Genomic DNA, 22,618 nt, shown 5'->3' with positions numbered 1-22,618 from the left:
GCTCGATGCCCGTCGCCGAAGGGTCAGACCAGCTCGATGCGGGCCATGGGGGCGTTGTCGCCGTACCGGGGCCCCAGCTTCAGGATGCGGGTGTAACCGCCGGGCCGGTTGGCGTACCGGGGGCCGATGTCCACCATGAGCTTGTCGGTGATTTCCGGGTCACCCAGTTGGGCCATGATCTGGCGGTGGTTGTGCTGTCCACCCTTTTTCGCCTTGGTGATGAGCTTCTCGGCCACCGGGCGCATGGCTTTGGCCTTGGCCTCGGTGGTGGTAATGCCCTCGGCGGCGATGAGCGATGCCACCAGGTTGGCCATCATCAGCTTCTGGTGCTGCGAACTGCCGCCGAAGCGGCGTCCCTTGCGTGGTCGTCCGGGCATGGTGTTCTCGGTTCTACGAGCGGGGTCCGGCCAGCGCCAGGCCCCGTTCGTCCAGTTTCTCGTTGACCTCGTCCAGCGACTTTTGGCCGAAGTTGGTGATGGCCAACAGCTCGTCCTCGGTCCGGGACAGCAGCTCGCCGATCATGTTGATCTGGGCCCGCTTCAGGCAGTTGCGGGGCCGCTCCGACAGCTCCAGATCCTCGATGGGCAGATCCAGGTCGGGGGCGCCGGCCGGGGCGCTGCCCGCTTCGGCCATGCTCAGGCCTTGAGGCTCGTCGCTCATCTCCTCCACCAGTTGCACCAGGGTCCGCAGGGTGGCGCCCGCCGAGGCCAGTGCGTCTTTGGGGGTGATGGAGCTGTCGGTCTCGATGTCGAGCACCAAGCGGTCGAATTCGGTGGACTGCTCCACCCGGGTGGGTTCCACGTTGTAGGCCACCCGGCGCACCGGCGAGAAGATGGAGTCGATGGGGATGATGCCGATGGCGGCGTCCTCCTTGTTGACCTCGGCCGACACGTAGCCCCGTCCCTGGGCAACGGTGATGTCCATGGCCAGTCGGGCCTTGCCGTTAAGCCGGGCCACCACCAGGTCGGGGTTGAGCACCTCCACGTCGGGATTGACCATCAGGCTGGCCCCGGTTACCTCGCCCGGTCCCCGTTGGTCCACCCGAAGCTCCACCGGCTCTTCGCTGTGGCACTTCAGCACGAGGTCCTTGAGGTTCAAGATGACGTCGGTCACGTCCTCGGCCACGCCGGCGATGGTGTCGAACTCGTGGAGGGCGTCGTCGAACCGCACCCGAATCACGGCGGCGCCGGGAATAGAGGACAACAGCGCTCGGCGCAATGAGTTGCCCAGGGTGTGGCCGAAGCCGGGCTCCAGCGGGCCGATGGCGAACTTCTGGCGGTTGCCCTCGAGTTCACTGGCGGACTCGACGGTGGGTCGCTGCATTACCAGCATGATCCGGTTCCCTCGATTCTTGGAATGATGGTGTTCAACTTGGTGGGCACGGTGGCCGTGGTGGCACCGGTGGCGGGCCCTACTTGCTGTAGAGCTCGACGATGAGCTGCTCTCGCACCGGCACGTCGATCTGCTCTCGCAGCGGCACGTCCCGCACGGTGGCCTCGAAGCCGTCGTCGCTGCGGCTCAGCCAGGCGGGCGGCGTCCGGTCGAGCACATCCAGGTTCCAGCCGATCACGATCATGTCCCGGGCCTTGCTGCGCAGCGACAGCACGTCGTCCTTGCGGAGCCGGTAGCTGGGGATGTTGACCCGGCGACCGTTGACGTCCAGATGGCCGTGGGAGACGAGCTGGCGGGCCTGCGGGCGGGTGGCCCCCCAACCCAGGCGGTAGACCACGTTGTCGAGGCGCAGCTCGAGGAAGCGGAGCATGTTCTCGCCGGTGACCCCCTTTTGGCGGGCCGCCTCCTTGAACACGTTGCGGAACTGACGCTCGTTGAGCCCGTAGGTGTAGCGGGCCTTCTGCTTTTCCTGCAGTTGGAGCAGGTATTCGGACACGTTGCCCCGGCGGCGGGAGCGACCGTGATCCCCGGGGGGGTACGGGCGCCGTTCCAGGGCGATGGTCTCTCCCTTGGTGCCCCATACGTTGACGCCCAGGCGTCGGGACACCCGGGACCGGGGACCGGTGTAACGGGACATGTCAGACCCTCCGCCGCTTGGCCGGGCGGCATCCGTTGTGGGGGATGGGGGTCACGTCCTTGATGCCGGTGATCTCGATGCCCACCCCCTGCAGGGAGCGGATGGCGGTCTCGCGACCCGAGCCCGGCCCCCGGACATGAACGTCCACTTTGCGAATGCCGTGCTCCATGGCCTTGCGGCCCGCCTGCTCGGCGGCCATCTGGGCGGCGAACGGCGTGGACTTGCGAGAGCCCTTGAAGCCCACGTTGCCCGCCGAGGCCCAGGAGATGACGTTGCCCTGCTGATCGGCGATGGTCACGATGGTGTTGTTGAAGGAACTCTTGATGTGGGCCACCCCATAGGAGATGTTCTTGCGTTCCCGTCGCCGGGGTCGGCGTCCTCCGGCCGTTGGCTTGGCCATCAGCGATTGGTCCTTTCCTGATTCACTTCTTCATCACCTTCTTCTTGCCGGCCACCGTCTTCTTCGGTCCCTTGCGGGTGCGGGCGTTGGTGTGCGTTCGCTGACCCCGCACGGGGAGGCCTCGGCGATGGCGGATGCCCTGGTAGCAGCCGATCTCCATCTTGCGCTTCACGTCCTGGCTGGTCTCCCGGCGCAGGTCGCCCTCCACCCGCAGGCTGCCCTCGATGTAGTTGCGCAGCCGGGCGACCTCCTCGTCGGTGAGGTCCCGAAGGCGGGTGCTCTCGTCGACCCCGGTCTCCGCGCACACTTGGCGGGCCAAGGTCGGACCGACCCCGTAGATGTAGGTGAGGGAGATCACGGTGCGCTTCTCCCGGGGGATGTCGACGCCGGCGATACGGGCCATGGCTCAGCCCTGCCTCTGCTTGTGGCGGGGGTTGGTGCAGATCACCCGGACCCGCCCATGGCGGCGGATGACCTTGCACTTGTCGCAGATTTTCTTCACGCTGGGACGGACTTTCACGGCGTGCCTTTCGTTGAACCGTTGCGCTCGTCGGCTACTTGTATCGGTAGGTGATCCGGCCCCGCTGGAGGTCATAGGGGGTCAACTCCACTTGGACCCGGTCTCCGGGGAGAATCCTGATGTAGTGCATCCGCATCTTGCCGGAGATGTGGGTGAGCACCTTGTGCCCGTTCTCAAGCTCGACTCGGAACATGGCGTTGGGAAGGGACTCGGTGACCGTCCCCTCCATGATGATGGCGTCTTCCTTGTTTTTCGCCAAGGGCGACCTCTCCTGACGTCTTGGCGGGCTGGTGCGGCGAACCGCGCGAACAATGGCTCAGCCAGTGAGCCGACTGCTCATGCTATCCGGCTGCTCTGTTGGGAACAAACCGGCTGGTGACCCGAAGACCCCTCAAATGTCGTCGATGATCCGGCAGAGTCGGGCGAACACCTCGTCCTCGGTGCCCAGCCCGTCGACCACGGCCAAACGGCCCCGCTGCTCGAACCAGTCCAGCAAGGGCGCGGTCTCGGCTTCGTAGAGTTCCAGGCGGCGGGCGATGGTCTCTTCGGTGTCGTCGGCCCGGCCCCGGGTCAGCATCCGCTGGGTGACCTCGGCGATGGGCACGTCCAGATTGACGGCCACGTCCGGTCCGCTGCCTCCCAGGATGTGGGCCAGGGCGTCGGCTTGGGCCGTGGTGCGGGGAAAGCCGTCGAGCAACACCCCGTGGGCCTGAATGTCGGCGGCGCCCAGCCGTTCCCGGACGATGCCGATCATGATGTCGTCGCCGACGAGGTCGCCGGCGTCCATCACCGCTTGGGCCCGCAGTCCCAGCTCCGTGCCCGCATCCACCGCCGCCCGCAGCATGTCCCCGGTGGAGATGTGGATGACGCCGTAGTGCTCGGCCACCAACGCGGCCTGGGTCCCCTTGCCCGAACCCTGACGCCCCAAGATGACCAGGGTCAGGGGCATGGGGCGGTGCTTGCGTGGACGGTGGGGGACAGGGTCGAGACCGAGCGGCTGGCGGGGCCACCGATCACTTCAGGAAGCCCTCGTAGTTGCGCATCATGAGCTGGCTGTCGATCTGCTTCATGGTCTCCAGGGCCACCCCCACGGCGATCAGCACCGAGATGCCGCTGAAGCTGTAGGCCGAGGTGCTCTGGGTGGGAATGTACTGGGACAGGGCGATGGCGGGAATCACGGCCACCGCGGCGATGAACAAGGCGCCCGGCAGCGTGATGCGCGACAGGATGCGTCCCAGGTAGCGCTCGGTCTGGCGACCGGGCCGGATGCCGGGAATGAAGCCGCCCTGCTTGCGAATCTGGTCGGCTTGCTTGACCGGGTCAAAGGTAATGGCGGTGTAGAAGTAGGCAAAGCCCACGATCATCAGGGCGAAGACCACCAGGTACACGGTGTCGGCCGGGTCGCCCAGGTTGGTGTTCACCCACTCCTGGACGCTCTCCCCCCAGGTGTTGTGGTCGGGGTTGGAGTCCGACGGCAACACTGCGGCCAAGAGAATGGGCAGATAGAGCACCGAGCTGGCGAAGATGATGGGGATCACGCCCGACTGGTTCACCTTCAGGGGGATGTAGGTGCTCTGGCCCCCGGCCATGCGCCGACCCACCACCCGCTTGGCGAACTGCACCGGAATCTGACGCTGGCCGTTCTCCACGAACACGATGGCCACCAGCAGGGCCAAGTACATCAGGGCGATGACGAACACCGCACCCCAGCCTTCCGACGCCTTCACCAGGGAGAACTGGTTGGGGATGGTCGAGACCACCGAGGCGAAGATGATCAGCGACATGCCGTTGCCGATCCCCTTTTGGGTGATGAGCTCGCCCATCCACATCAACAGGGCGGTGCCCGCAGTGAGGGTGAGCACCACCAGGAACACGCGGGGGGCGGTGAAGTTGGGCAACAGGTCGATGGCCTGATTGGCGTTGCCGCCGGTGAGGCTCAGACCGCCGCCTCCGTTGTGGAACAAGAAGGAGAACGAGGTGGCCTGGATGATGGCGATGGCGATGGTGAGGTACCGGGTCCACTGGGTGATCTTGCGCTGACCCACCGCACCCTGGTTCTGCCATTGCTCGATGCGGGGAATGACCACGCCGAGCACCTGCATGATGATGGAGGCGGTGATGTAGGGGAAGATGCCCAGGGCGAAGATGGCGAACTGCGACAGGGCGCCGCCGGAGAAGAAGTTCAACAGCCCGGTGACCCCGCCGGCGTCGGCCTGGTTGCGGAGTTGGTCGACGGCGTCGAGGTCGACGCCCGGGGAGGGGATGGCCACCCCGAGGCGGAAGATCACCAGCATCGACAGCGTGAACAGGATCTTGTTCCGCAGGTCGGCCACCCGGAACATGTTGGTCACTCTGGTGAGCACGGCGTCTCCTGTTCCTTCGCCCCTGGGGGACTTCGGCTATCGGTTGGTGAGGGCGTTGCCCTTGGCGGGTGGCCGCCCGGTGAAGGGCTTGGGCAACACCTCCACGCTACCCCCTGCGGCGACGATGGCCGCCTTCGCCGATTCGGAGAAGCCGTGGGCCTTGACGGTGACGGCCCGGGTCAGCTCCCCCCGGCCCAGCACCTTGGCCAAGGCCCCCTTGTGCAGGAGGCCTCGCTCGTGCAACACGTCGGGGCTGATTTCGTTCAGACCGGTGGCCTCGATGACGTCCAGGTTGATGGCCTGATACTCCACCCGGAACGGGTTCTTGAACCCCCGCAGTTTGGGCACCCGGCGGGCCAGGGGCATCTGTCCGCCCTCGAACCCGACGGGGATCTTGCTGCGGGCTCGCTGCCCCTTGGTGCCCCGACCGGCGGTCTTGCCGCCCTTGCCCGCGATCCCCCGAGCCTTGCGCTGGGGTCGCTTGCGGGAGCCCGGAGGCGGCTGCAGCTCATGGATCTTCATGATTCGTCGGTCTCCTCCCACGAGATCAGGTGGGACACCCGATCGATCATCCCCCTGATTTCCGGGGCATCGGGCAGGACATTGGTTTGGCCGATGCCCCGAAGGCCCAGGGCCCGCAGCGTGCCCCGCTGCTTGGGCCGGGTACCGATCTGGGACCGGGTCTGGGTGACTCTGATGGCCATGGTCACTGGTCCTCACCGTCGGTGGGCGCCACCGCGGCCATGCGCTCCGACTCTCGGTAGGCGGCCAGCAGGCCGGCGGGCACGAACTCGTCGGCGGGCAGCCCCCGGTGGCGGGCCACCTCATCGGGACGTTTGAGGGCCTTGAGCCCGGCGATGGTGGCCCGAGCCACGTTGATGTGATTGGGGGAGCCCAGCGACTTGCACAAGACGTCACCGATCCCGGCCTCTTCCAGGATGGCCCGAGCGGCCCCGCCGGCGATCACCCCGGTTCCCGGTGCGGCCGGCTTGAGCAGGACTCGGCCCGCGCCCATCTCCCCGATCACCGGATGGGTGATGGTGGAGGACGCCAGCGGCACCCGGAACAGGTTGCGTCGGGCTTCTTCGGTGCCTTTCTGAATGGCCAACGGCACCTCTTTGGCCTTGCCGTAGCCCAGGCCGACCCGGCCGGCCCCGTCGCCGATCACCACCAACGCGGTGAACGAGAAACGACGACCGCCCTTGACCACCTTGGCCACCCGGTTGATGTTGATCACCCGGGAGTCGCGTAGCTGGGCGTCGCCGGTTGGGGTTGCGCGTTCTTCCATCTAAAACTCCAGTCCGGCTTCGCGGGCCGCGCCGGCCAGGGCGGCCACTCGGCCGTGGTAGCGAAATCCGCCCCGGTCGAACACCACCGCGGTGATGTTGTGCTCCTTGGCCCGCTCGGCGACCAGCTTGCCCACGGCCGCCGCGCCGGCCTGGTTGCCGGTGGGACCGCTTCGCAGTTCGGGCTCGGTGGTGGACGCGGCCACGATGGTGTGCCCGGTGGTGTCGTCGATGACCTGGGCGATGATGTGGCGGTTCGACCGGTACACCGACAAGCGGGGCCGCTCGGGCGTGCCGTGGATCTTCTTGCGGACCCGGCGATGGCGCCGAACCCGGCTCTGGTGCTTGTGCTTGATGCTGCTCATGACGACGTCTTGTGCTCCTGTGGGCCTTGTGGGAGGGCCGCAACCAAGAAACCCACTTGGCGGCTCTGCCGGTTCGGCCGGACCGAGAAACTCATTTGGCGGCCTTCCCGGCCTTGCGGATGATGCGCTCGCCCGCGTAACGAATGCCCTTGCCCCGGTACGGCTCGGGCTTGCGGATGGCCCGGATGTCGGCGGCGGCTTGGCCCACCACTTGCTTGTCGATCCCCAGCACGTGGATGCTGGTCTGGTTGGGCACCTCGAAGGTCACCCCGTCGGGGGCCTCCACGTGAACCGGGTGGCTGAACCCGAGCTGCAGTTCTAGTTTGTCGGCCCCTTGGGCAATGGCCCGGTACCCCACGCCGACGATCTCCAGCTCCTTGCGGTATCCCTGGCTGACGCCGGTGACCATGTTGGCCAGCAGCGAGCGGCTCAGGCCGTGCAACGCCTTGGTGGTGCGCTGCTCGTCGGCCCGGTCGACCACCACGAAGCCCTCGTCCAGCCGGGCCGAGATGGTGTCGGGAAGGTCGTGCTCCAGGGTGCCCCGGCTGCCGGTGACGGTCACGTGGGCGCCGTTGATGGTCACGTCCACCCCGTCGGGCACGGGAATGGGGCTCTTGCCGACTCGTGACATCCTCGGCCTCCTACCAGACCACGCACACGACCTCGCCGCCCATACGGCGGCGGCGGGCCTCGCGGTCGCTCATCAAACCCTTGCTGGTGGACACGATGGCCACCCCCAGACCGCCCAGCACCCGGGGGATCTTGTCCGACTTGGAGTACACCCGCAGGCCGGGTTTGGACACCCGGGTGATCCCGGAGATGACCCGCTCCCGCTGGTCGGAGTACTTCATGTCGATGGTGAGGGTTTGTCCCGGGCCGGCGTCGTCCTGGGCCACCGCGAAGTTGGTGATGTAGCCCTCCTGCTTGAGCACGTCGGCCAGCGCCACCTTCAACTTGGAGGACGGCATCCGCACCTCGTCACGCATGGCCGTGTTGGCGTTGCGGATGCGAGTCAGCATGTCGGCGATGGGGTCGGTCATGGTCACAGTTGCATCACCTCACCAGCTCGCCTTGGTCAGTCCGGGAATCTCGCCGGCGTGGGCCAGCTCCCGCAGGCACACCCGGCACAGGCCGAATTTGCGGTACACGGCTCGGGGCCGGCCGCAGCGACGGCAGCGGGTGTAGCCCCGCACCTTGAACTTTGGCGTTCGCTGTTGCTTCTGGACAAGCGCTTTTTTGGCCATGCTGATTACTGCCCCTCGGCTCGGAACGGGAACGAGAAGGCCTCGAGCAGCGCCCGGCCCTCCTCGTCGGTGGTTGCAGTGGTGACGATGGTGATGTCCATGCCCCGGATGGTGTCGATGGAGTCGTAGTCGACCTCGGGGAAGATGAGCTGTTCGGTGACCCCGAACGAGTAGTTGCCGTTTCCGTCGAAGGAACGGGGCGACAGTCCCCGGAAGTCCCGAATGCGGGGGATGGCCAGGTTGATGAGCCGGTCCAGGAACTCCCACATGCGGGCTCCCCGGAGGGTGACCTTCACCCCGATGGGGTTCCCCTCGCGGATCTTGAAGTTGGCGATGGACTTCTTGGCCCGGGTGATCACCGGGCGTTGGCCGGAGATGGTGGTCAGGTCGGCCACCGCCCCGTCGATCAACTTGGCCTGGGCCACGGCCTCGCCCACGCCGGTGTTCACCACGATCTTCTCGAAGCGGGGAACCTGCATGATGTTGTCGAGGCCGAGATGGTCCTTGAGCTGGTCGCGGATTTCCTCCCGGTACAGGGCTTGCAACCGGGGCGCAGTGGTGGTCGCCATTACAGATCAACTCCCGTTCGGCGACAGATCCTGATCTTGCGGCCGTCGGTGTCGAACCGGTAGCCCACCCGGGTGGGGCGGTCGTCGGCCGGGCTGATCACCGCCACGTTGGAGGCCTTGATGGGCATCTCCTTGTCGATGATGCCGGTCTGCATGATTCCCTGGCGGGGGCCCTGGTGCTTCTTGGCGATGTTGACGCCTTCCACGATCACGGTGCCCTCGGCGGGGTAGGCGAACACCACCTCGCCTTCCTTGCCCCGGTCCTTGCCGGTGAGCACCCTCACCCGATCTCCCTTGCGCACTTTCATGGCCGCTACAGCACCTCCGGGGCCAGCGAAACGATGCGCATGAAGCGCTTGTCCCGCAACTCCCGCCCCACCGGTCCGAAAATACGGGTCCCCCGGGGCTGCTGCTGCTCGTTGATGAGCACGGCGGCGTTCTCGTCGAAGCGGATGTAGGAGCCGTCCTTGCGGCGCTTCTCCTTCTTGGCCCGTACGAGCACGCAGCGCACCACGTCACCCTTGCGAACGGCGCCGCCGGGCATGGCGTCCTTGACGGTGGCCACGAACACGTCGCCGATGGTGGCGTACCGCTTGCGGGAGGAGCCCAGCACGCGGATGCACAGCACCTCTTTGGCCCCGGAGTTGTCGGCCACCTTGACTCGGGTCTCTTGTTGAATCATCGGGCCCGCTCCACGATCTCCAGCAGTCGCCACCGCTTGGTCTTGGACAGGGGACGGGTCTCCTGCACGCGTACCCGGTCGCCCACGGCCAGGTCATTCGACTCGTCGTGGACGTAGAGCCGGGTGGTGCGCTGCACGGTCTTGTTGTAACGACGGTGACGGACGCGGTCGGTGGACACCACCACCGCGGTCTTGTCCATGGACACCGACGTCACCAGCCCCTCCCGCACCTTGCGGCCGTTGGCCCGGGCGGCGGTGGTGGCCTCGGTGGTGGAATCAGCCATGGGTGGCCTCCTGCAGGTCGGCTTCGAGTGCTTCGGCCGCTCGGATCTCCCGCATACGCAGCTCGGTCATGGCCCGAGCCACCTCCTTCTTGGCCTGCTTCAGGCGGGCGGTGTTGTCGAGACGGCCGGTGACGATTTGGAAGCGGAGCTTGAACACTTCGTCCTTGGCCTCGTCGAGCCGTTCGAGGAGGTCGGCGTCACTGAGGTTGGTCCAGGTTGCTTTTCGGGCCACGGCGATCACCCCTCCTGACGTTCGACGAACTGTGCCTTGATCGGCAGCTTCTGGATGCCCCGCTCGATGGCCGTCCGGGCCACGTCACGGTCGTGGTAGGACAGCTCGAACAGGATGCGCCCCGGTCGGACGACCGCCACCCAGCGCTCCGGGTTGCCCTTGCCCGAACCCATGCGGGTTTCGGCGGGCTTCTCGGTGACCGGCTTGTCGGGGAAGATGTTGATCCACACCTTGCCCCCCCGACGGATGTGGCGGGTGATGGCGACACGGGTGGCCTCGATCTGGCGGGCGGTGATCCACCCGGGTTCGAGGGCCTTGATGCCGTACTCGCCGAAGCTCACGGTGGTGCCGCCCTTGGCGACCCCCTTGGTGCGGCCTCGATGGTGTTTGCGGTGCTTGACCTTCTTGGGCATCAACATGGTGATCAGTCCGCGTCGCCGGGTCGGAAGTGGGGGGTTTCGCGGTGTTCGCGGGTGGTACGAAGAATGTCCTCTTCCTCCTCGAGCAGCTTTTCGAACTCGGGATCGGCTTCTTTGATGAGGGGGGCCGGTTCCTCGGTTTCCTCGGCACGTTCGAACTCGCCGGGGCGACGGGGGGCGGCCGACGACACGATGGCCGCCCGAGGCTTCTGGGCCCCGGACGCCTCGCCCACCGCCATGGCTGCTTCCCGGCTGATCTTGTCCTCGGCCTGGGTCTTGTAGGGAAGGATGTCGCCCTTGTAGATCCACACCTTCACCCCGATACGTCCGTAGGTGGTGTGGGCCTCTCGGAATCCGTAGTCGATGTCGGCCCGCAACGTGTGCAGGGGGACCCGCCCTTCCCGGTACCACTCGGTGCGGGCCATCTCCGATCCACCCAAGCGGCCCGAGCACTGCACCCGGATGCCAAGGGCGCCGGCCTTCTGGGCGTTCTGCACGGCCCGCTTCATGGCCCGGCGGAAGGCGACCCGGTTGGCGAGCTGATCGGCCACCCCCTGGGAGATGAGGGCGGCGTCGAGTTCGGGCTGCTTGATCTCCTGGATGTTGAGCTGCACCCGGTTGTTGCCGGTGATCTTGGCCAAGCCGGTGCGCAGTCGGTCGGCCTCGCTGCCCCGGCGGCCGATGACGATGCCCGGTCGGGCCGTGTGGACGTCGACCCGCAGGCGGTCGCGGGTGCGCTCGATCTCGATGCGGCTGATGGCGGCGTGGGGCAACTCCGACATCAGGTAGTCGCGCACCTTCCAGTCCTCGATGATGAAGTCGCCGTACTCCCGCCGGTTGGCGAACCAGCGCGACTTCCAGTCGGTGGTGACCCCGAGTCGGAATCCGTAGGGATTGATCTTCTGGCCCATCAGGATTCCTTCTCGTCGTCGGATTCGCCGGCGTCGTCGGTTTGGTCAGTGGTCTCGGCCTCGCCGTCGTCGGCCTCGTCGGATTGGGCTGTTGCCTCGGGTTCGTCGGCGCTCTCGGCGTCGGCTTCGGCCTCGTCAGCTTCGGCTGTTGCCTCGGGCTCGTCGTCGGTTTGGTCAGTGGTTTCGGCCTCGCCGTCGTCGGCCTCGTCGGCTACGTCGTCCGTGCCTTCGGCTGCGATCTCCTCGGTGGTTTCGACGTCGTCGTCGGCATCGAGATCGTCGTCGTGCTCGTGATCCTCGGCTTCGGCCTCGGCTCGTTGGGCGTCGCGTTCTCGGCTGGCCGCCACCCGACGGCGGCGGGCCTCGGCGGGGGAGCTGCGTCGACCGGTGCCCTTGAGGGTGGCCCGAGCGTCGATGGCGGCCAGCTCCTCGTCGGTGTAGCGGGCCACCACCATGGTGATGTGGCAGGTGCGCTTGCGGATGCGGGTGGCCCGCCCCCGGGCTCGGGGCCGCCAGCGCTTCAGCGTGGGGCCCTCATCGGCGTAGCAGGCGGCCACGAACAGCTCGTCGCCGTCGAGGTCGTCGTTGTGCTCGGCGTTGGCCACCGCCGAGTCGAGGCACTTGGCGATGGTGTCGGAGATGCGCCGCTCGGAGAAGGTCAGGATCTCTCGGGCCTCGGCGTAGGACTTCCCGCGCACCAGGTCGAGCACCTCGCGGGCCTTGAACGCCGAGGACCGCACGTACTTGGCCACCGCTCGGCTCCCCGGACGGGCCTCGTTGCCCATGTCGATGACCGCCATCAGCGACGGGCTCCCCGCTCTTGGCCGGCGTGGGCCCGGAAGGTGCGGGTGGGGGCGAACTCGCCCAGCTTGTGGCCCACCATGGATTCGGTGATGTACACCGGGACGTGCTTGCGCCCGTCGTGGACGGCGATGGTGTGGCCCACCATGTCGGGGATAATGGTGGAGCGTCGGGACCACGTGCGGATCACCTGCTTGGCGTTCTGGTCGTTGAGGGCGTCCACCTTGCGCAACAGGTGTCCGTCCACGAACGGGCCCTTCTTCAAACTCCTGGGCATGGGTGGTCCCTCCTTTCGCTCCGGCTCCCTAGCGGCGTCCGCCGCGGGTGCGGCGCCGTCGGACGATCATTTGCTGCGACTTCTTCTTCTTGTTGCGGGTGCGGCCCTCGGGCTTCCCCCACGGTGAGGTGGGGTGGCGCCCGCCGGAGGACTTGCCCTCGCCGCCGCCCAGGGGGTGGTCCACGGGGTTCATGGCCACGCCTCGGGTTTGGGGCCGCACGCCCTTCCATCGGGCGCGACCGGCCTTGCCCAGCTTGATGAGCTCGGCCTCGGCGTTGCCCACCGCGCCCACGGTGGCCCGGCAGTCGATGGGCACGCGGCGCATCTCGGTGCTGGGCAGCCGCAGGGTGGCGAAGTTGCCCTCCTTGGCCACGAGTTGGGCGCTGGCCCCAGCCGAGCGCACCATGCGGGCCCCACCGCCGGGTTGCAGCTCCACCGCGTGAATGGTGGTTCCCACCGGCATGTAGCGCAGCGGCAGGGCGTTGCCCGGCCTGATCTCGGCGCCGGGGCCGTTTTGCAGCACGTCGCCCACGCCTACGCCTTCGGGGGCCAGGATGTAGCGCTTCTCTCCGTCATGGAAGTGCAGGAGCAGGATGCGGCAATTCCGGTTGGGGTCGTACTCCACGGTGGCCACCGTGGCGGGCACGCCGTCCTTGGCCCGCTTGAAGTCGATGACCCGGTAGCGCTGCTTGTGGCCACCACCCCGGTGGCGGGCCGTCTTGCGGCCGTGGTTGTTGCGGCCGCCGGTCTTCGTCTTCTGGGCGACCAGCGACCGCTCCGGCTTGGTCTCGGTGATGGCCGAGAAGTCCGACACCGTCTGGAATCGGCGTCCGGGGCTGGTGGGGTTGCGTCTACGAACTGCCATGGCTTGCCTTACACATCGAACAACTCGATTTCGTCACCTTCGGCCAAGGTGATCAGGGCCCGCTTGACATCGGGGCGACGGCCGTAGGTGGGGCTGCGCCGGTTGCGGCGCCGCTTGCCTTTGCGGTTCATGGTGTTGACCTTGAGCACGGTCACGTCGAACAGCGACTCGACGGCGTCCTTGATCTCGGGCTTGGAGGCATCCGGGTGGACGCGGAAGGTGTAGACGTTGGATTCCAACAGCTCGTAGGACTTCTCGGAAACCACCGGGGCCAGCACCACGTCGCGGGGATCCTTCATTGCCCGTTCTCCTCCTCGGCGGTGGTCTCGGCTTGGACCTCCTCGGCGCCTTCGGCTTCGGTGTCGCTGTTGGCCGGTTCCGTGGCCTCGTCGTCGGTGTCGCCGGTGGGCAGGGTGTCGAGCGTGAACACCACCGCGTCGGAAACCAACACGTCGTAGGCGTTGAGTTCGCCCGGGCTCACCAGGTGGACCTTGGGCAGGTTGCGGAAGCTCTTCCACACCTCCTGGTGGTCACGCTCGGCCACCACAAGCACCCGTCCGTCCACCTTCAGGGCCTTCAGGGCGGCCATGGCCTCCTTGGTGCGGGGGGTGGTGAACTTCCAGCGGTCCACCACCACCACCTTCTCGTCGCGGGCTCGATCCGACAGGGCCGATCGCAGGGCCAATCGGATCATCTTCTTGGGCGTGCGTTGGCGGTAACTCCGGGGCTTGGGGCCGAGGGCCACCCCCCCGCCCCGCCACTGGGGATTGCGATTGGAGCCGTGCCGGGCTCGACCGGTGCCTTTCTGGCGCCACGGCTTGCCCGCCCCCCCTTTGACCTCGGCCTTGGTGCGGGTGCTCTGGGTGCCCCGGCGCCGGGCGGCCAACTGGGCGGTGACCACCTGGTGCAAAACCGCCACGTTGGGCTCGATGCCGAACATCTCGGGATCCAGGTCCACCGTGCCGGTCTTGCGGCCCGCAACACTGCGAACGGTCACGGTGTGTTGGAGGCGCACCGGAGCCTCGTCGACGGCCGGGTCGAGGGTGGTCGGCGTGGTCATTTGGCACCGTTCTTGATGGCACTGCGGATCAACACCGTGGCTCCCCGCCGTCCGGGTACCGAACCCTTCACGAGGATCAGCTCGTTGTCGGCGTCCACCCGAACCACCTGCAGGTTGAGGGTGGTGACCTTCTCGGCACCCGCCCGTCCGGGCATCTTCTTGCCCTTGAAGATCCTCGAAGGGGTGGCGCACTGACCCACGGCACCGGGCTTGCGGTGGACCTTGTGGGCCCCGTGGCTGGCCTTTTGGCCGCTGAAGTTGTGACGCTTCATGACCCCGGCGAAGCCCTTGCCCTTGCTGACGCCGGTCACGTCCACCAACTCGCCCCCGTCGAACACCTCGACGCCGATCTCCTGGCCGGCTTCGTAGGCGCCCACGTCGTCGATGCGCAACTCCACCAGCGTGCGGCCGGCGGCCACGCCGGCCTTGGCCAGATGGCCTCGCTCCGGTTGGGTCAGTCGATCGGGGTTCTGGGTGCCGAAGGTGACCTGCAGGGCGGAATAGCCGTCGGTCTCGGGCCGCTTGACCTGCACGATGCGGCACGGGGCCACCCGCAGCACGGTGACGGGCACGACGCGGTCATCGTCGTCCCACACCTGGGTCATTCCGAGTTTTTCGCCGACAATCGCCTTGGCAACCATCGCGAACCTGCCTTCACGCGAACGCTCCGCACGGGTGCTGTCCCAGCAAGTGGGACGTTCCGGCGGAGCGGGCTTCGGTTGTGCCGTCTGGTTCCCGGAGCAGGCCAATGGCTGCCGGTGGGCCTGGACGGACGTCGCTTGACACGAACAGCGCCGACCGAGGTCGGCACAGAAGGAAGAGGATAGCGGGCTCCAGGGGATCGACCAAATTCCCGACGACGAGCAGATCGACTCTTCGAAGATCGGGCCGATGGCAAATCCCCGTTCCCCCGGTTGAGGGTGGGTAGCGTGAAAATCGTGGACGAGGCGTCGGACCCCGAGCCGGGCGGCGGATCGACACCCACGCCTCCTGACGGCTCATCGATGCCCCCCGAGGGTTCGTCCACCTCATCGGCAAAGCTGCCGCCGTGGCTGTTCCGGGCCATTCTCACCGGCGTGGCCGCCCTGGGGGCCCTGTATGTGCTGGGGTGGCTGGTTGACCAACTCAAGTCGCTCTTGGTGATCGTGTTGGTGTCGTTCTTCATGTCGTTTGCCCTGGAGCCGCCGGTGAACCGCATGGAGCGCATGGGCATCCGGCGGGGCCTGGGAACAGGGATCATGTTCTTGGGCCTGCTGGCCGCGGTGGCCCTGTTCCTGTGGGCCATCGGGGCGGTGCTGGCCGACCAGATCGAGCAATTCGTGGACGATGCCCCCGGCTACATCCAGGACGTGGAGGACTGGCTGGAGGGCACCTTCGACATCGAGGTGGACGCCCAGGAGCTGCTGGCCGAGTTTCAGGAGGGAGGAGCGGCCACCAATCTGGCCACCCGGCTGGCCGACAACCTGGTCAGCTTGGGAGCCACCGTGCTGCAAGTGCTGTTCCAGATCCTGACGGTTGGGCTGTTCACGTTCTACCTGGTGGCCGAGGGGCCCAAGCTGCGGCGCAACATCTGCTCGTTGCTCACCCCCCAGCACCAGCGCCAGGTGCTGAGCATCTGGAATCTGGCCATCAGCAAGACCGGTGGGTACATCTACAGCCGGCTCATCCTGGCGGTGGCGTCATTCCTGGTGCACTGGCTGGTGTTCACCCTGATCGGGGTGCCGTTCCCAGCGCCGCTGGCCCTGTGGGTCGGTCTGGTGTCGCAGTTCGTGCCGGTGATCGGCACCTACGTGGCCGGGGCGCTGCCGGTGCTGATCGGCCTCCTGGACGAGCCGTCCACCGGGCTGGGCGTGTTGGTGGCCATCGCGGTGTACCAGCAGGTGGAGAACTACCTGCTCCAACCCAAGGTGACGGCCCACACCATGGAGATCCACGTGACGGTGGCGTTCGGCTCTGTGATCGCCGGGAGCTTGCTGCTCGGGGCGGTGGGGGCGGTGCTGGCCCTGCCCGCGGCGGCCACCGCTCAGGCGTTTCTGTCCAGCTATCTCGAACGGGGCGACGTGGTGCAAGAACTCACCGACGCCGAGGCGGCCCAGCACCCGCCCCGTCAACCCATCGGACAGCGTCTGCGCCACGTGTTCCGCCGAGACGCCGACGCCTCCGCGGATGACGGGACGTCGTAGGGGGCTGATCGTTGGAGGGGGCAGCCGACGGGGTTGGGTTGGCCGAACGGCTCGGCCGCAGCGATTACGAGCAGGCGGCCAGGGCGGCGTCGTAGTCGGGTTCCGAGGTGATCTCGGGCACCAATTGGGAGTGGGCCACCGTGCCGTCGGGGGCGATGACCACCACGGCCCGGGCGGTCAGTCCGGCCAGGGGGCCGTCGACCATCTCCACCCCGTAGTCGTCCAGGAACTCCCGGTTGCGGAACAGGGAGCCGACGGTCACGTTCTCCAGGCCCTCGGCGCCGCAGAATCGGGCCCCGGCAAAGGGCAGGTCCAAGGAGGCGCACACCACCGTGGTGTTGTCCAGGCCCGCCGCCCGCTCGTTGAAGGTGCGCACGCTGGCGGCGCACACCCCGGTGTCGACGCTGGGGAATATGTTGAGCACCACGGTGCGACCGGCCAGCCCCTCCGAGGTGACCGGGGAGAGATCGCCCCCGGTCAGCGTGAAGGAGGGCGCGGCGGCACCCATCGCCGGCAGGTCTCCACTGGTGTTGACGGGTGCATCCCGGAACGTGATCTGAGCCATGGACGCTTTGTAGCACCTCAGTACCCCCGAGCCCCTATTGAGCCCACCCAAAGCTGTCACCACCGGTCTCTAGAATCTGACCATGTCTCCTACTGGCCCTCGACACGAGAAAGCCCATCGAGATGAGAAGGCCCTGAACGCGGCCATCGCCGTGGCCTTGGGCCGCTGTCTGGCGCAGTACACGGTTGAGGCTGAACGGGGCGGCCAACTGGCGGCCTCGTCCAAGCAGCCCGACATCGTGGTCGACGCTCCGAGCCGCGAGCGGGTCCTCGTGGAGAACAAGTACGAGACCGTTGCGCCCGCGGTGCTCGAACAGCAGTGCCTGGGCCACTTCGGTGCCCGCTGGGCGGCGGATGACCGTCCGGTCCGGGTGGTGGTGGGAATGAGGAGCCCACAACGGTTGAACGATTTCTCCGATGAGGAACTGCACGGCGGTGCATTCTTGGAGATCACCTTCCAGTGGGCGATGTGGTCGGTCAACGGCGACCAGGAACCCGTCCGCTTTCCGGCGTCCGGTTGGCTGGAGGGCAAGATCACCGACCTGGCTGCATCCATCGACCGAGCCGGAGCCGAAGGGGCCGATGTCAGCTCCTTGGCTGAATTGCTACGGATGAGGCTGGATGCCGCGGCATCCGTGGCCACCCAACCGGTCGGGGTGGCCGACGCTTTTGGCGAGGTGCTGTCGCAGGAGCCGGGCGCGCAGACCAACCGAATGGCCATGGCCATCATGTTCAACGCGGTGCTGTTTCAGTTCCACATTGCCCAACATCACCCTCACATTCCCACCCCTATCCAGATGATGTCCGACAACCGTTTCAATCAACTTCGGGTCCTGGAAGTCTGGCGTGAGATTCTCGACATGAACTACTGGCCCATTTTCGAGGTGAGCCGGCGTTTGCTCCTGGCCAATTCCGGAGCCAGGGCGTCGAAACAGGCCCTGGAAATCCTGAGCCGCACGGCAGCCGACATCGTCGAACATCCCGGTGCCTCGGGCCTCGTAGGCCGTCTTTTCGGCGAGTTGATCGGGGACCGCAAGTTTCTCGCCACCTTCTACACCCGTCCGGCCTCGGCCGCGTTGTTGGCCGAGCTGGCCGTGGACCGCTTGGAGGTCGACTGGTCGGAACCGAAGGCGGTGACCGACTTGCGGATTGGGGACATGGCCTGCGGCACAGGGGCCCTGTTGACCGAGATGTACCGCCGCGTCGTCGAACGCCACCGGATCGAGGGGGGCGACGATGCCGATATTCATCGGGGACTCATCGAGGAGGTGATGATCGGCTGCGACATCATGGGGGCAGCCGTCCACTTGACCGCCGCCCGGCTGTCGGGCGAGCGCCCGGACATCGACTACGCCAACACCAAGACGTGGCTGATGCCCTACGGGAAACATGCCGACAACCGGGGCGTCGAGGGGTATCGCATCGGCGCGTTGGACCTGCTCCATTCCGATAAACGTGCGGCCCTGTGGGGAGACGGGACGATGGCGGTGACCGCCGAAGGAGAGGAGCAACTGGCGGTGGCCGACATTCCGTCTGAGTCGCTGGACGTTGTCATCATGAATCCTCCGTTCACCCGTCCCACCAACCACGAGGGCGGCCACGCTGAGGTACCCAATCCCGCCTTTGCCGGCCTAGGGACGGATCCGAAGGAGCAAAGGGCCATGTCGGACGCACTCAGGGTGGGTATCTCGCGGATCAGCGGTCTCAAGGCCAGTCACGGCAATGCCGGTATCGCCTCGAACTTCATCGACCTGGCTCACGCCAAGCTCAGGCCTGGCGGTGTGCTGGCCCTGATTGTTCCTGCTTCCCTGGTGACGGGCACGGCCTGGAGCGGGGCGCGAGCTCTCTTGGCCGCCCACTATCGGGACATCGTCATCGTCTCCATTTCCGAACACGGAGAAGACGCCTCCGAGGGCCGGGCCTTCTCCGCCGACACCGGCATGGCTGAGGTGATGGTGGTGGCCACGAAGAATGACGGGTCGGTTCCCGGAGTCGAGTTGGACATCGAATATGTGATCCTGCATGAGCGGCCGGCCTCGCCAGTTTCTGGGATTGAGGCTGCTCGGCAGATTCGAAGCCAGTCCCAGCGGCCAGGGATGCTGATGGTGGGAGGCGAGACAGCCGGCCTGAGCGTCATTGCGTCCCTCGGCAGCGAGATGAAGGGCCAACCGATCGGGATATCGAGACTCGAAGTAGCCGCCGCGGCAAGTGAATTGGCCGAGGGCCGATTGCTGTTGCCTCGTCATCGGAAGGTCACCCTTCCGGTGACCCAGTTGCACCGACTGGGCATTCGGGGCCCCGTGCATCGTGACATCTCCGATCGCGATGAGAGTCGTGGACCCTTCGACGTCCGGCGACTAGCTGACCGGTCGGCCTATCGGCAGGCATCCTGGCCCATTCTTTGGTCGCACGACCACCGGGCGGAGACGTCGATGCGTGTCTTGCCCTGCTCCGAAGGGGTACTACGCGCCGGCATGAGGGAATCTGCCGTCGAGATGTGGGAAGGAAGGTCAAGGGGTGTGACCAGCGACGCGGCCGGGGCCACTCGTCTGCACCTCAACGCCGACTTCCAGGTCAACGCGCAGGCCACGGGAGCTTGCTTGACTCCGACTCCGGTTATCGGGGGGCGGGCCTGGCCCTCGTTCAGTCCGACCCCGGACGACGAGGCGGATGTTGAAGAGTGGGAGAAGGCGCTGTGTGTGTGGCTGAACAGCACCCTGGGCTTGTTGGGTCGTTGGTACGCATCGAATCGCCAGCAGAAGGGCCGGGCCAATCTCACCGTGACCACCATGGGGGCAATCCCGGTTCTGGATCTGCGAGCGGTTGCCGCTGGGCAGCGGCAGGCGCTGGCCGCGGTGTTCGATGAGTTCGAGGAGCGGGCCATGCTGCCGGCCAACGAGGCCTACCGCGACGAAGTCCGCCAAGCCCTGGACGAGTCGGTGCTGTGCGGCGCACTCGACTTCCCCGAAACGATCCTGGACCCGCTGGCCACCCTCCGCTGGCAATGGTGCGCAGAACCCTCCGTCCACGGCGGCAAAAGCACCCGCCCCCAAAGTCTCGAAGGCTGGGTGGGGGTTAGGTGAGGCCGAGGTGGGTGGCGCGGGTGAGGGATTGCCGGGCGGTGAGGACGTGGGCGTGGTCGATGAGGCGGCCCTCGTAGCGGAAGGCGCCGATGCCTTGGGCCTCCGCTTCTTCGGCGGCGGCGATGAGGCGGTGCCAGCCGTCGATCTCGGCGGGGGTGGGGGAAAACGTGGTGTTGATGATGGCCAGATGGCTGGGGTGGATGGCCATCATGCCCTCGTAGCCCAGTTGGCGGGTCTGGGTGGCGAACCGGGCCAGCCCGTCGAGATCGTCCACCGTGCCCCACAGGCCCGATAGGGGGTTGGCCACCCCCGCGGCCCGCACGTCGATGAGCACCTTCTGACGCAGGTAGAGGGTCTCGGTCCCCTCGGGGGTCCACTGGAAGCCCACCGAGCGGCCCAGATCACCGTGGCGGCCGGTGGCGCCGCCCATGTAGGCCACCCGGTCCGACGCGGTGGCCAGTTCGTAGGCCTGGCGCACGGCCGAGGCGGTCTCCACCAGCGGCATGAGCCACGCGTCGGTGCCGTCCAGGGCGGATGACGCGGTTGCCACCTCGGCCGGCTCGGCGACCTGGGGCAGCATCAACGCGGTGAGCGACCGATGGCGGCAGGCCTCCACGTCGGGGGTGAAGTCGTCGGTTCCCACCGCGCACACCCGCACGAAGACCGCCGGTTGCTCGGGGGTATGGCTGTCCAGGGCGTGGCGGACGTTGGCCCGGGCCTCTTCGGCGGCCCCGCGGGGGATGGCGCTCTCCAGGTCGAAGACCACCCCGTCGGCCTCGGTGGCCAGCGCCTTGTGCATTCGGTCGGCTCGGTTGGCCGGAACGAACAACAGGCTGCGAATCGGGGGCGGCGGGGCGGGCTGGTCTGCGGTCATGGCGATGCTGCTCAGATTCCCTCGGCCTCGACCTCTTCGCGGCTGACGCCGAGGAGGAACAACACGGCGTCCAAGTAAGGGACGCTCACCGCGGTGTCCACCGCCTGTCGAACCTTGGGCTTGGCGTTGAAGGCGATACCCAGACCGGCGGCGGTGAGCATGTCGATGTCGTTGGCGCCGTCGCCCACGGCCACCACCTGCTCGGGGGACACCCCCTCGGCGGCAGCCACCTCGAGGAGGATCTCGGCCTTGCGTTCCCGGTCCACGATGGGACCCTCCAGGTTGCCGGTGAGCCGGCCGTCGGCCATCTCCAGGGTGTTGGCGTAGGCGTAGTCGAGCCCGAAGTCCTGCTGCAGCCGGTTGCAGAATCGGGTGAAGCCGCCGCTGACGATGGCAATGGCAAAGCCCAACCGCTGCAGGGTGGCCACAAAGGTGCGGGCGCCGGGGGTGAGGGTGACCTGGTTCCACACCCGCTCCAACGCGGCCTCGTCCAAACCGGCCAGCAGCCGAACCCGGTCCTGCAGGGCGGTCTCGAAGTCGATCTCCCCCCGCATGGCCTGCTCGGTGAGGTTCCGGCACACCTCCGAGCACCCGGCCTCGGCGGCCAGCAGGTCGATCATCTCGTCTTGGATGAGGGTGGAGTCCACGTCGAGCAGGGCCACCCGCTTGGCTCGCCGGGCCAGGCCTTCCCGCTGAATGGCCACGTCGAAGTCGGGGTTGGCCGCGGCCACCGACAGCAGGTTCCGGCGGATGGCCTCGTCGTCACCGCCCTCCACCAGCAGCTCGTAGCTGTAGATGGGATAGCGCGACAAGCGCACGATGCGATTGATGTTCCCCTCGCCCTCGGCGATGGCTGCGGCGGTGGCGGCCAACATGGCCGGGGTCAACTCCCGGCCCAGCACGGTCACCGCGTGGGCGGCGGCGTGGGCCGTGGGCGTGGGGTCGACCACGTCGAACTCCACCGTCACCCGTTGCTCCCAGCCGAACAGCAGCAGGTCCTTGAGCAGGTCCTGGCCGGGCGGTACTTCCATGACGATGCCCAGCGTGAGCTGGCGGCGGATGACCACCTGCTCCACGTCCTGGATCCGGGCACCCCCTGCGGTGAGCACGTTGAGCAACGCCGCGAACAGCCCCGGTCGGTCGGGCCCGGAGACCCGGAGCAGGATGACCTGTGGCGTCACGGCCCGCCCGGGATCGTTCGGTGCTCGGCCTCTCGTTGACGGCCAGTGGAGATGACCCGAGGAGTCACGGCTTGCCCGAAGTTGGCCTGCCGTCTCGAACGGTCCTCAGCCGTGCTGGAGCTTGATCTCGATGTCGACGCCCGCGGGCAGGTCCAACCGCTGCAGGGAGTCCACGGTCTTGGGGCCGGGATCCACGATGTCGAGCAGACGCTTGTGGATCCGGATCTCGAAGTGCTCGCGGCTGTCCTTGTCCTTGTGGGGCGACCGGATCACGGTGAACCGGTGCTTCTCGGTGGGCAGCGGGACCGGTCCCCGCAGATCGGCCTGGGTGCGCTTGACCGTCTCCACGATCTTCTTGGTGGATTGGTCGATGATCTCGTGATCGTAGGCCTTCAGCCGAATGCGGATTTTCTGTCCTGCGGCCAT

36 protein-coding genes are annotated in these 22,618 nt (G+C 67.0%); 2 read left to right on the top strand and 34 right to left on the bottom strand.

What is annotated here, in order from left to right:
* Window positions 1–23: 23 nt before the first annotated feature.
* The 29 genes from rplQ to rplC all read right to left on the bottom strand — a co-directional run bounded on the left by rplQ (window position 24) and on the right by rplC (window position 14,948).
* Complete coding sequence (gene rplQ / locus ACOQPQ_RS10355) at window positions 24–377, bottom strand: 50S ribosomal protein L17 (protein ID WP_420639359.1); 354 nt, start codon at window positions 375–377, stop codon at window positions 24–26.
* Window positions 378–390: 13 nt separating this feature from the next.
* Window positions 391–1,332: a DNA-directed RNA polymerase subunit alpha gene (locus ACOQPQ_RS10350; RefSeq protein ID WP_420639358.1), complete on the bottom strand. Its 942-nt coding sequence runs from the start codon at window positions 1,330–1,332 to the stop codon at window positions 391–393.
* 79 nt (window positions 1,333–1,411) lie between these two features.
* A complete protein-coding gene (gene rpsD / locus ACOQPQ_RS10345) occupies window positions 1,412–2,029 on the bottom strand; it encodes a 30S ribosomal protein S4 (RefSeq protein WP_420639357.1) in 618 nt (205 codons plus the stop codon).
* 1 nt (window position 2,030) lies between these two features.
* Window positions 2,031–2,429, bottom strand: a complete 399-nt coding sequence (gene rpsK / locus ACOQPQ_RS10340; protein ID WP_420639356.1) for a 30S ribosomal protein S11 — start codon at window positions 2,427–2,429, stop codon at window positions 2,031–2,033.
* 22 nt (window positions 2,430–2,451) lie between these two features.
* The gene (rpsM, locus tag ACOQPQ_RS10335) at window positions 2,452–2,832 is read right to left on the bottom strand and encodes a 30S ribosomal protein S13 (RefSeq protein ID WP_420639355.1); all 381 of its coding nucleotides are present in this window, start codon (window positions 2,830–2,832) and stop codon (window positions 2,452–2,454) included.
* Between the two features lie 3 nt (window positions 2,833–2,835).
* Window positions 2,836–2,949: a 50S ribosomal protein L36 gene (gene rpmJ / locus ACOQPQ_RS10330; protein ID WP_420639354.1), complete on the bottom strand. Its 114-nt coding sequence runs from the start codon at window positions 2,947–2,949 to the stop codon at window positions 2,836–2,838.
* 34 nt (window positions 2,950–2,983) lie between these two features.
* A complete protein-coding gene (infA, locus tag ACOQPQ_RS10325) occupies window positions 2,984–3,208 on the bottom strand; it encodes a translation initiation factor IF-1 (protein WP_419845009.1) in 225 nt (74 codons plus the stop codon).
* 132 nt (window positions 3,209–3,340) lie between these two features.
* On the bottom strand, window positions 3,341–3,898 hold the full coding sequence (locus ACOQPQ_RS10320) for an adenylate kinase (RefSeq protein WP_420639353.1): 558 nt from the start codon (window positions 3,896–3,898) through the stop codon (window positions 3,341–3,343).
* Window positions 3,899–3,962: 64 nt separating this feature from the next.
* Entirely contained in the window at window positions 3,963–5,312 is a 1,350-nt protein-coding gene (gene secY, locus ACOQPQ_RS10315; protein ID WP_420639352.1) for a preprotein translocase subunit SecY, read from the bottom strand.
* Between the two features lie 36 nt (window positions 5,313–5,348).
* Complete coding sequence (rplO, locus tag ACOQPQ_RS10310; protein ID WP_420639351.1) at window positions 5,349–5,834, bottom strand: 50S ribosomal protein L15; 486 nt, start codon at window positions 5,832–5,834, stop codon at window positions 5,349–5,351.
* Window positions 5,831–6,016, bottom strand: a complete 186-nt coding sequence (gene rpmD / locus ACOQPQ_RS10305) for a 50S ribosomal protein L30 (RefSeq protein WP_420639350.1) — start codon at window positions 6,014–6,016, stop codon at window positions 5,831–5,833. The genes rplO and rpmD overlap by 4 nt, the downstream gene beginning before the upstream one ends.
* A gap of 2 nt (window positions 6,017–6,018) precedes the next feature.
* Window positions 6,019–6,600: a 30S ribosomal protein S5 gene (gene rpsE / locus ACOQPQ_RS10300; RefSeq protein ID WP_420639349.1), complete on the bottom strand. Its 582-nt coding sequence runs from the start codon at window positions 6,598–6,600 to the stop codon at window positions 6,019–6,021.
* Window positions 6,601–6,963 carry a 50S ribosomal protein L18 gene (rplR, locus tag ACOQPQ_RS10295; RefSeq protein ID WP_420639348.1) on the bottom strand — a complete coding sequence of 121 codons (363 nt, stop codon included), beginning with the start codon at window positions 6,961–6,963 and terminating at the stop codon, window positions 6,601–6,603. It abuts the gene before it with no gap.
* 91 nt (window positions 6,964–7,054) lie between these two features.
* Window positions 7,055–7,594 carry a 50S ribosomal protein L6 gene (gene rplF, locus ACOQPQ_RS10290; RefSeq protein ID WP_420639347.1) on the bottom strand — a complete coding sequence of 180 codons (540 nt, stop codon included), beginning with the start codon at window positions 7,592–7,594 and terminating at the stop codon, window positions 7,055–7,057.
* A 10-nt stretch (window positions 7,595–7,604) separates the two neighbouring features.
* Window positions 7,605–8,009 (bottom strand): 30S ribosomal protein S8, encoded by a 405-nt coding sequence (gene rpsH, locus ACOQPQ_RS10285; RefSeq protein WP_420639346.1) that lies wholly within the window; start codon window positions 8,007–8,009, stop codon window positions 7,605–7,607.
* A 12-nt stretch (window positions 8,010–8,021) separates the two neighbouring features.
* On the bottom strand, window positions 8,022–8,207 hold the full coding sequence (locus tag ACOQPQ_RS10280; RefSeq protein ID WP_420639345.1) for a type Z 30S ribosomal protein S14: 186 nt from the start codon (window positions 8,205–8,207) through the stop codon (window positions 8,022–8,024).
* A 5-nt stretch (window positions 8,208–8,212) separates the two neighbouring features.
* Window positions 8,213–8,776, bottom strand: coding sequence for a 50S ribosomal protein L5 (rplE, locus tag ACOQPQ_RS10275; RefSeq protein ID WP_420639344.1), 564 nt, complete (start codon window positions 8,774–8,776; stop codon window positions 8,213–8,215).
* Window positions 8,776–9,084: a 50S ribosomal protein L24 gene (gene rplX, locus ACOQPQ_RS10270; protein WP_420639343.1), complete on the bottom strand. Its 309-nt coding sequence runs from the start codon at window positions 9,082–9,084 to the stop codon at window positions 8,776–8,778. Before rplX ends, rplE begins: the two co-directional genes overlap by 1 nt.
* Before the next feature lie 5 nt (window positions 9,085–9,089).
* Entirely contained in the window at window positions 9,090–9,458 is a 369-nt protein-coding gene (rplN, locus tag ACOQPQ_RS10265; RefSeq protein ID WP_420639342.1) for a 50S ribosomal protein L14, read from the bottom strand.
* Window positions 9,455–9,742: a 30S ribosomal protein S17 gene (rpsQ, locus tag ACOQPQ_RS10260; protein WP_420639341.1), complete on the bottom strand. Its 288-nt coding sequence runs from the start codon at window positions 9,740–9,742 to the stop codon at window positions 9,455–9,457. The genes rplN and rpsQ overlap by 4 nt, the downstream gene beginning before the upstream one ends.
* Entirely contained in the window at window positions 9,735–9,974 is a 240-nt protein-coding gene (rpmC, locus tag ACOQPQ_RS10255) for a 50S ribosomal protein L29 (protein ID WP_420639340.1), read from the bottom strand. Before rpmC ends, rpsQ begins: the two co-directional genes overlap by 8 nt.
* Window positions 9,975–9,979: 5 nt before the next feature.
* On the bottom strand, window positions 9,980–10,393 hold the full coding sequence (rplP, locus tag ACOQPQ_RS10250) for a 50S ribosomal protein L16 (protein ID WP_420639339.1): 414 nt from the start codon (window positions 10,391–10,393) through the stop codon (window positions 9,980–9,982).
* A 5-nt stretch (window positions 10,394–10,398) separates the two neighbouring features.
* On the bottom strand, window positions 10,399–11,304 hold the full coding sequence (rpsC, locus tag ACOQPQ_RS10245) for a 30S ribosomal protein S3 (protein ID WP_420639338.1): 906 nt from the start codon (window positions 11,302–11,304) through the stop codon (window positions 10,399–10,401).
* The gene (gene rplV, locus ACOQPQ_RS10240; protein ID WP_420639337.1) at window positions 11,304–12,104 is read right to left on the bottom strand and encodes a 50S ribosomal protein L22; all 801 of its coding nucleotides are present in this window, start codon (window positions 12,102–12,104) and stop codon (window positions 11,304–11,306) included. The genes rpsC and rplV overlap by 1 nt, the downstream gene beginning before the upstream one ends.
* The gene (rpsS, locus tag ACOQPQ_RS10235; RefSeq protein WP_420639336.1) at window positions 12,104–12,382 is read right to left on the bottom strand and encodes a 30S ribosomal protein S19; all 279 of its coding nucleotides are present in this window, start codon (window positions 12,380–12,382) and stop codon (window positions 12,104–12,106) included. The genes rplV and rpsS overlap by 1 nt, the downstream gene beginning before the upstream one ends.
* A gap of 28 nt (window positions 12,383–12,410) precedes the next feature.
* Entirely contained in the window at window positions 12,411–13,247 is an 837-nt protein-coding gene (rplB, locus tag ACOQPQ_RS10230) for a 50S ribosomal protein L2 (protein ID WP_420639335.1), read from the bottom strand.
* 8 nt (window positions 13,248–13,255) lie between these two features.
* Entirely contained in the window at window positions 13,256–13,546 is a 291-nt protein-coding gene (gene rplW, locus ACOQPQ_RS10225; protein WP_420639334.1) for a 50S ribosomal protein L23, read from the bottom strand.
* Window positions 13,543–14,307 carry a 50S ribosomal protein L4 gene (rplD, locus tag ACOQPQ_RS10220; RefSeq protein ID WP_420639333.1) on the bottom strand — a complete coding sequence of 255 codons (765 nt, stop codon included), beginning with the start codon at window positions 14,305–14,307 and terminating at the stop codon, window positions 13,543–13,545. The genes rplW and rplD overlap by 4 nt, the downstream gene beginning before the upstream one ends.
* Window positions 14,304–14,948 (bottom strand): 50S ribosomal protein L3, encoded by a 645-nt coding sequence (gene rplC / locus ACOQPQ_RS10215; protein ID WP_420639332.1) that lies wholly within the window; start codon window positions 14,946–14,948, stop codon window positions 14,304–14,306. The genes rplD and rplC overlap by 4 nt, the downstream gene beginning before the upstream one ends.
* Window positions 14,949–15,236: 288 nt before the next feature.
* Between rplC and ACOQPQ_RS10210 the strand changes: the two genes are divergently transcribed.
* Complete coding sequence (locus ACOQPQ_RS10210; protein WP_420639331.1) at window positions 15,237–16,490, top strand: AI-2E family transporter; 1,254 nt, start codon at window positions 15,237–15,239, stop codon at window positions 16,488–16,490.
* A gap of 64 nt (window positions 16,491–16,554) precedes the next feature.
* Here ACOQPQ_RS10210 and tpx read toward each other — a convergent pair whose 3' ends face one another.
* On the bottom strand, window positions 16,555–17,055 hold the full coding sequence (gene tpx, locus ACOQPQ_RS10205) for a thiol peroxidase (protein ID WP_420639330.1): 501 nt from the start codon (window positions 17,053–17,055) through the stop codon (window positions 16,555–16,557).
* A gap of 34 nt (window positions 17,056–17,089) precedes the next feature.
* A complete protein-coding gene (locus ACOQPQ_RS10200) occupies window positions 17,090–17,485 on the bottom strand; it encodes a hypothetical protein (RefSeq protein WP_420639329.1) in 396 nt (131 codons plus the stop codon).
* A 225-nt stretch (window positions 17,486–17,710) separates the two neighbouring features.
* On the opposite strand from ACOQPQ_RS10200, the gene ACOQPQ_RS10195 reads away from it, so the two are divergent.
* Window positions 17,711–20,137 (top strand): hypothetical protein, encoded by a 2,427-nt coding sequence (locus ACOQPQ_RS10195; protein ID WP_420639328.1) that lies wholly within the window; start codon window positions 17,711–17,713, stop codon window positions 20,135–20,137.
* Here ACOQPQ_RS10195 and ACOQPQ_RS10190 read toward each other — a convergent pair.
* The 3 genes from ACOQPQ_RS10190 to rpsJ form a co-directional block, all read right to left on the bottom strand.
* Window positions 20,130–21,011 (bottom strand): HpcH/HpaI aldolase/citrate lyase family protein, encoded by an 882-nt coding sequence (locus ACOQPQ_RS10190; protein WP_420639327.1) that lies wholly within the window; start codon window positions 21,009–21,011, stop codon window positions 20,130–20,132. The genes ACOQPQ_RS10195 and ACOQPQ_RS10190 overlap by 8 nt on opposite strands.
* An 11-nt stretch (window positions 21,012–21,022) precedes the next feature.
* Window positions 21,023–22,192 carry a phosphoserine phosphatase SerB gene (gene serB, locus ACOQPQ_RS10185; protein ID WP_420639326.1) on the bottom strand — a complete coding sequence of 390 codons (1,170 nt, stop codon included), beginning with the start codon at window positions 22,190–22,192 and terminating at the stop codon, window positions 21,023–21,025.
* Window positions 22,193–22,297: 105 nt separating this feature from the next.
* Entirely contained in the window at window positions 22,298–22,618 is a 321-nt protein-coding gene (rpsJ, locus tag ACOQPQ_RS10180; RefSeq protein ID WP_419845036.1) for a 30S ribosomal protein S10, read from the bottom strand.

This window comes from Candidatus Poriferisocius sp. (genome assembly GCF_965219775.1).
Classification (GTDB): Bacteria; Actinomycetota; Acidimicrobiia; order Acidimicrobiales; family Bin134; genus Poriferisocius.
This window is presented reverse-complemented; position numbering and strand designations above follow the sequence as displayed.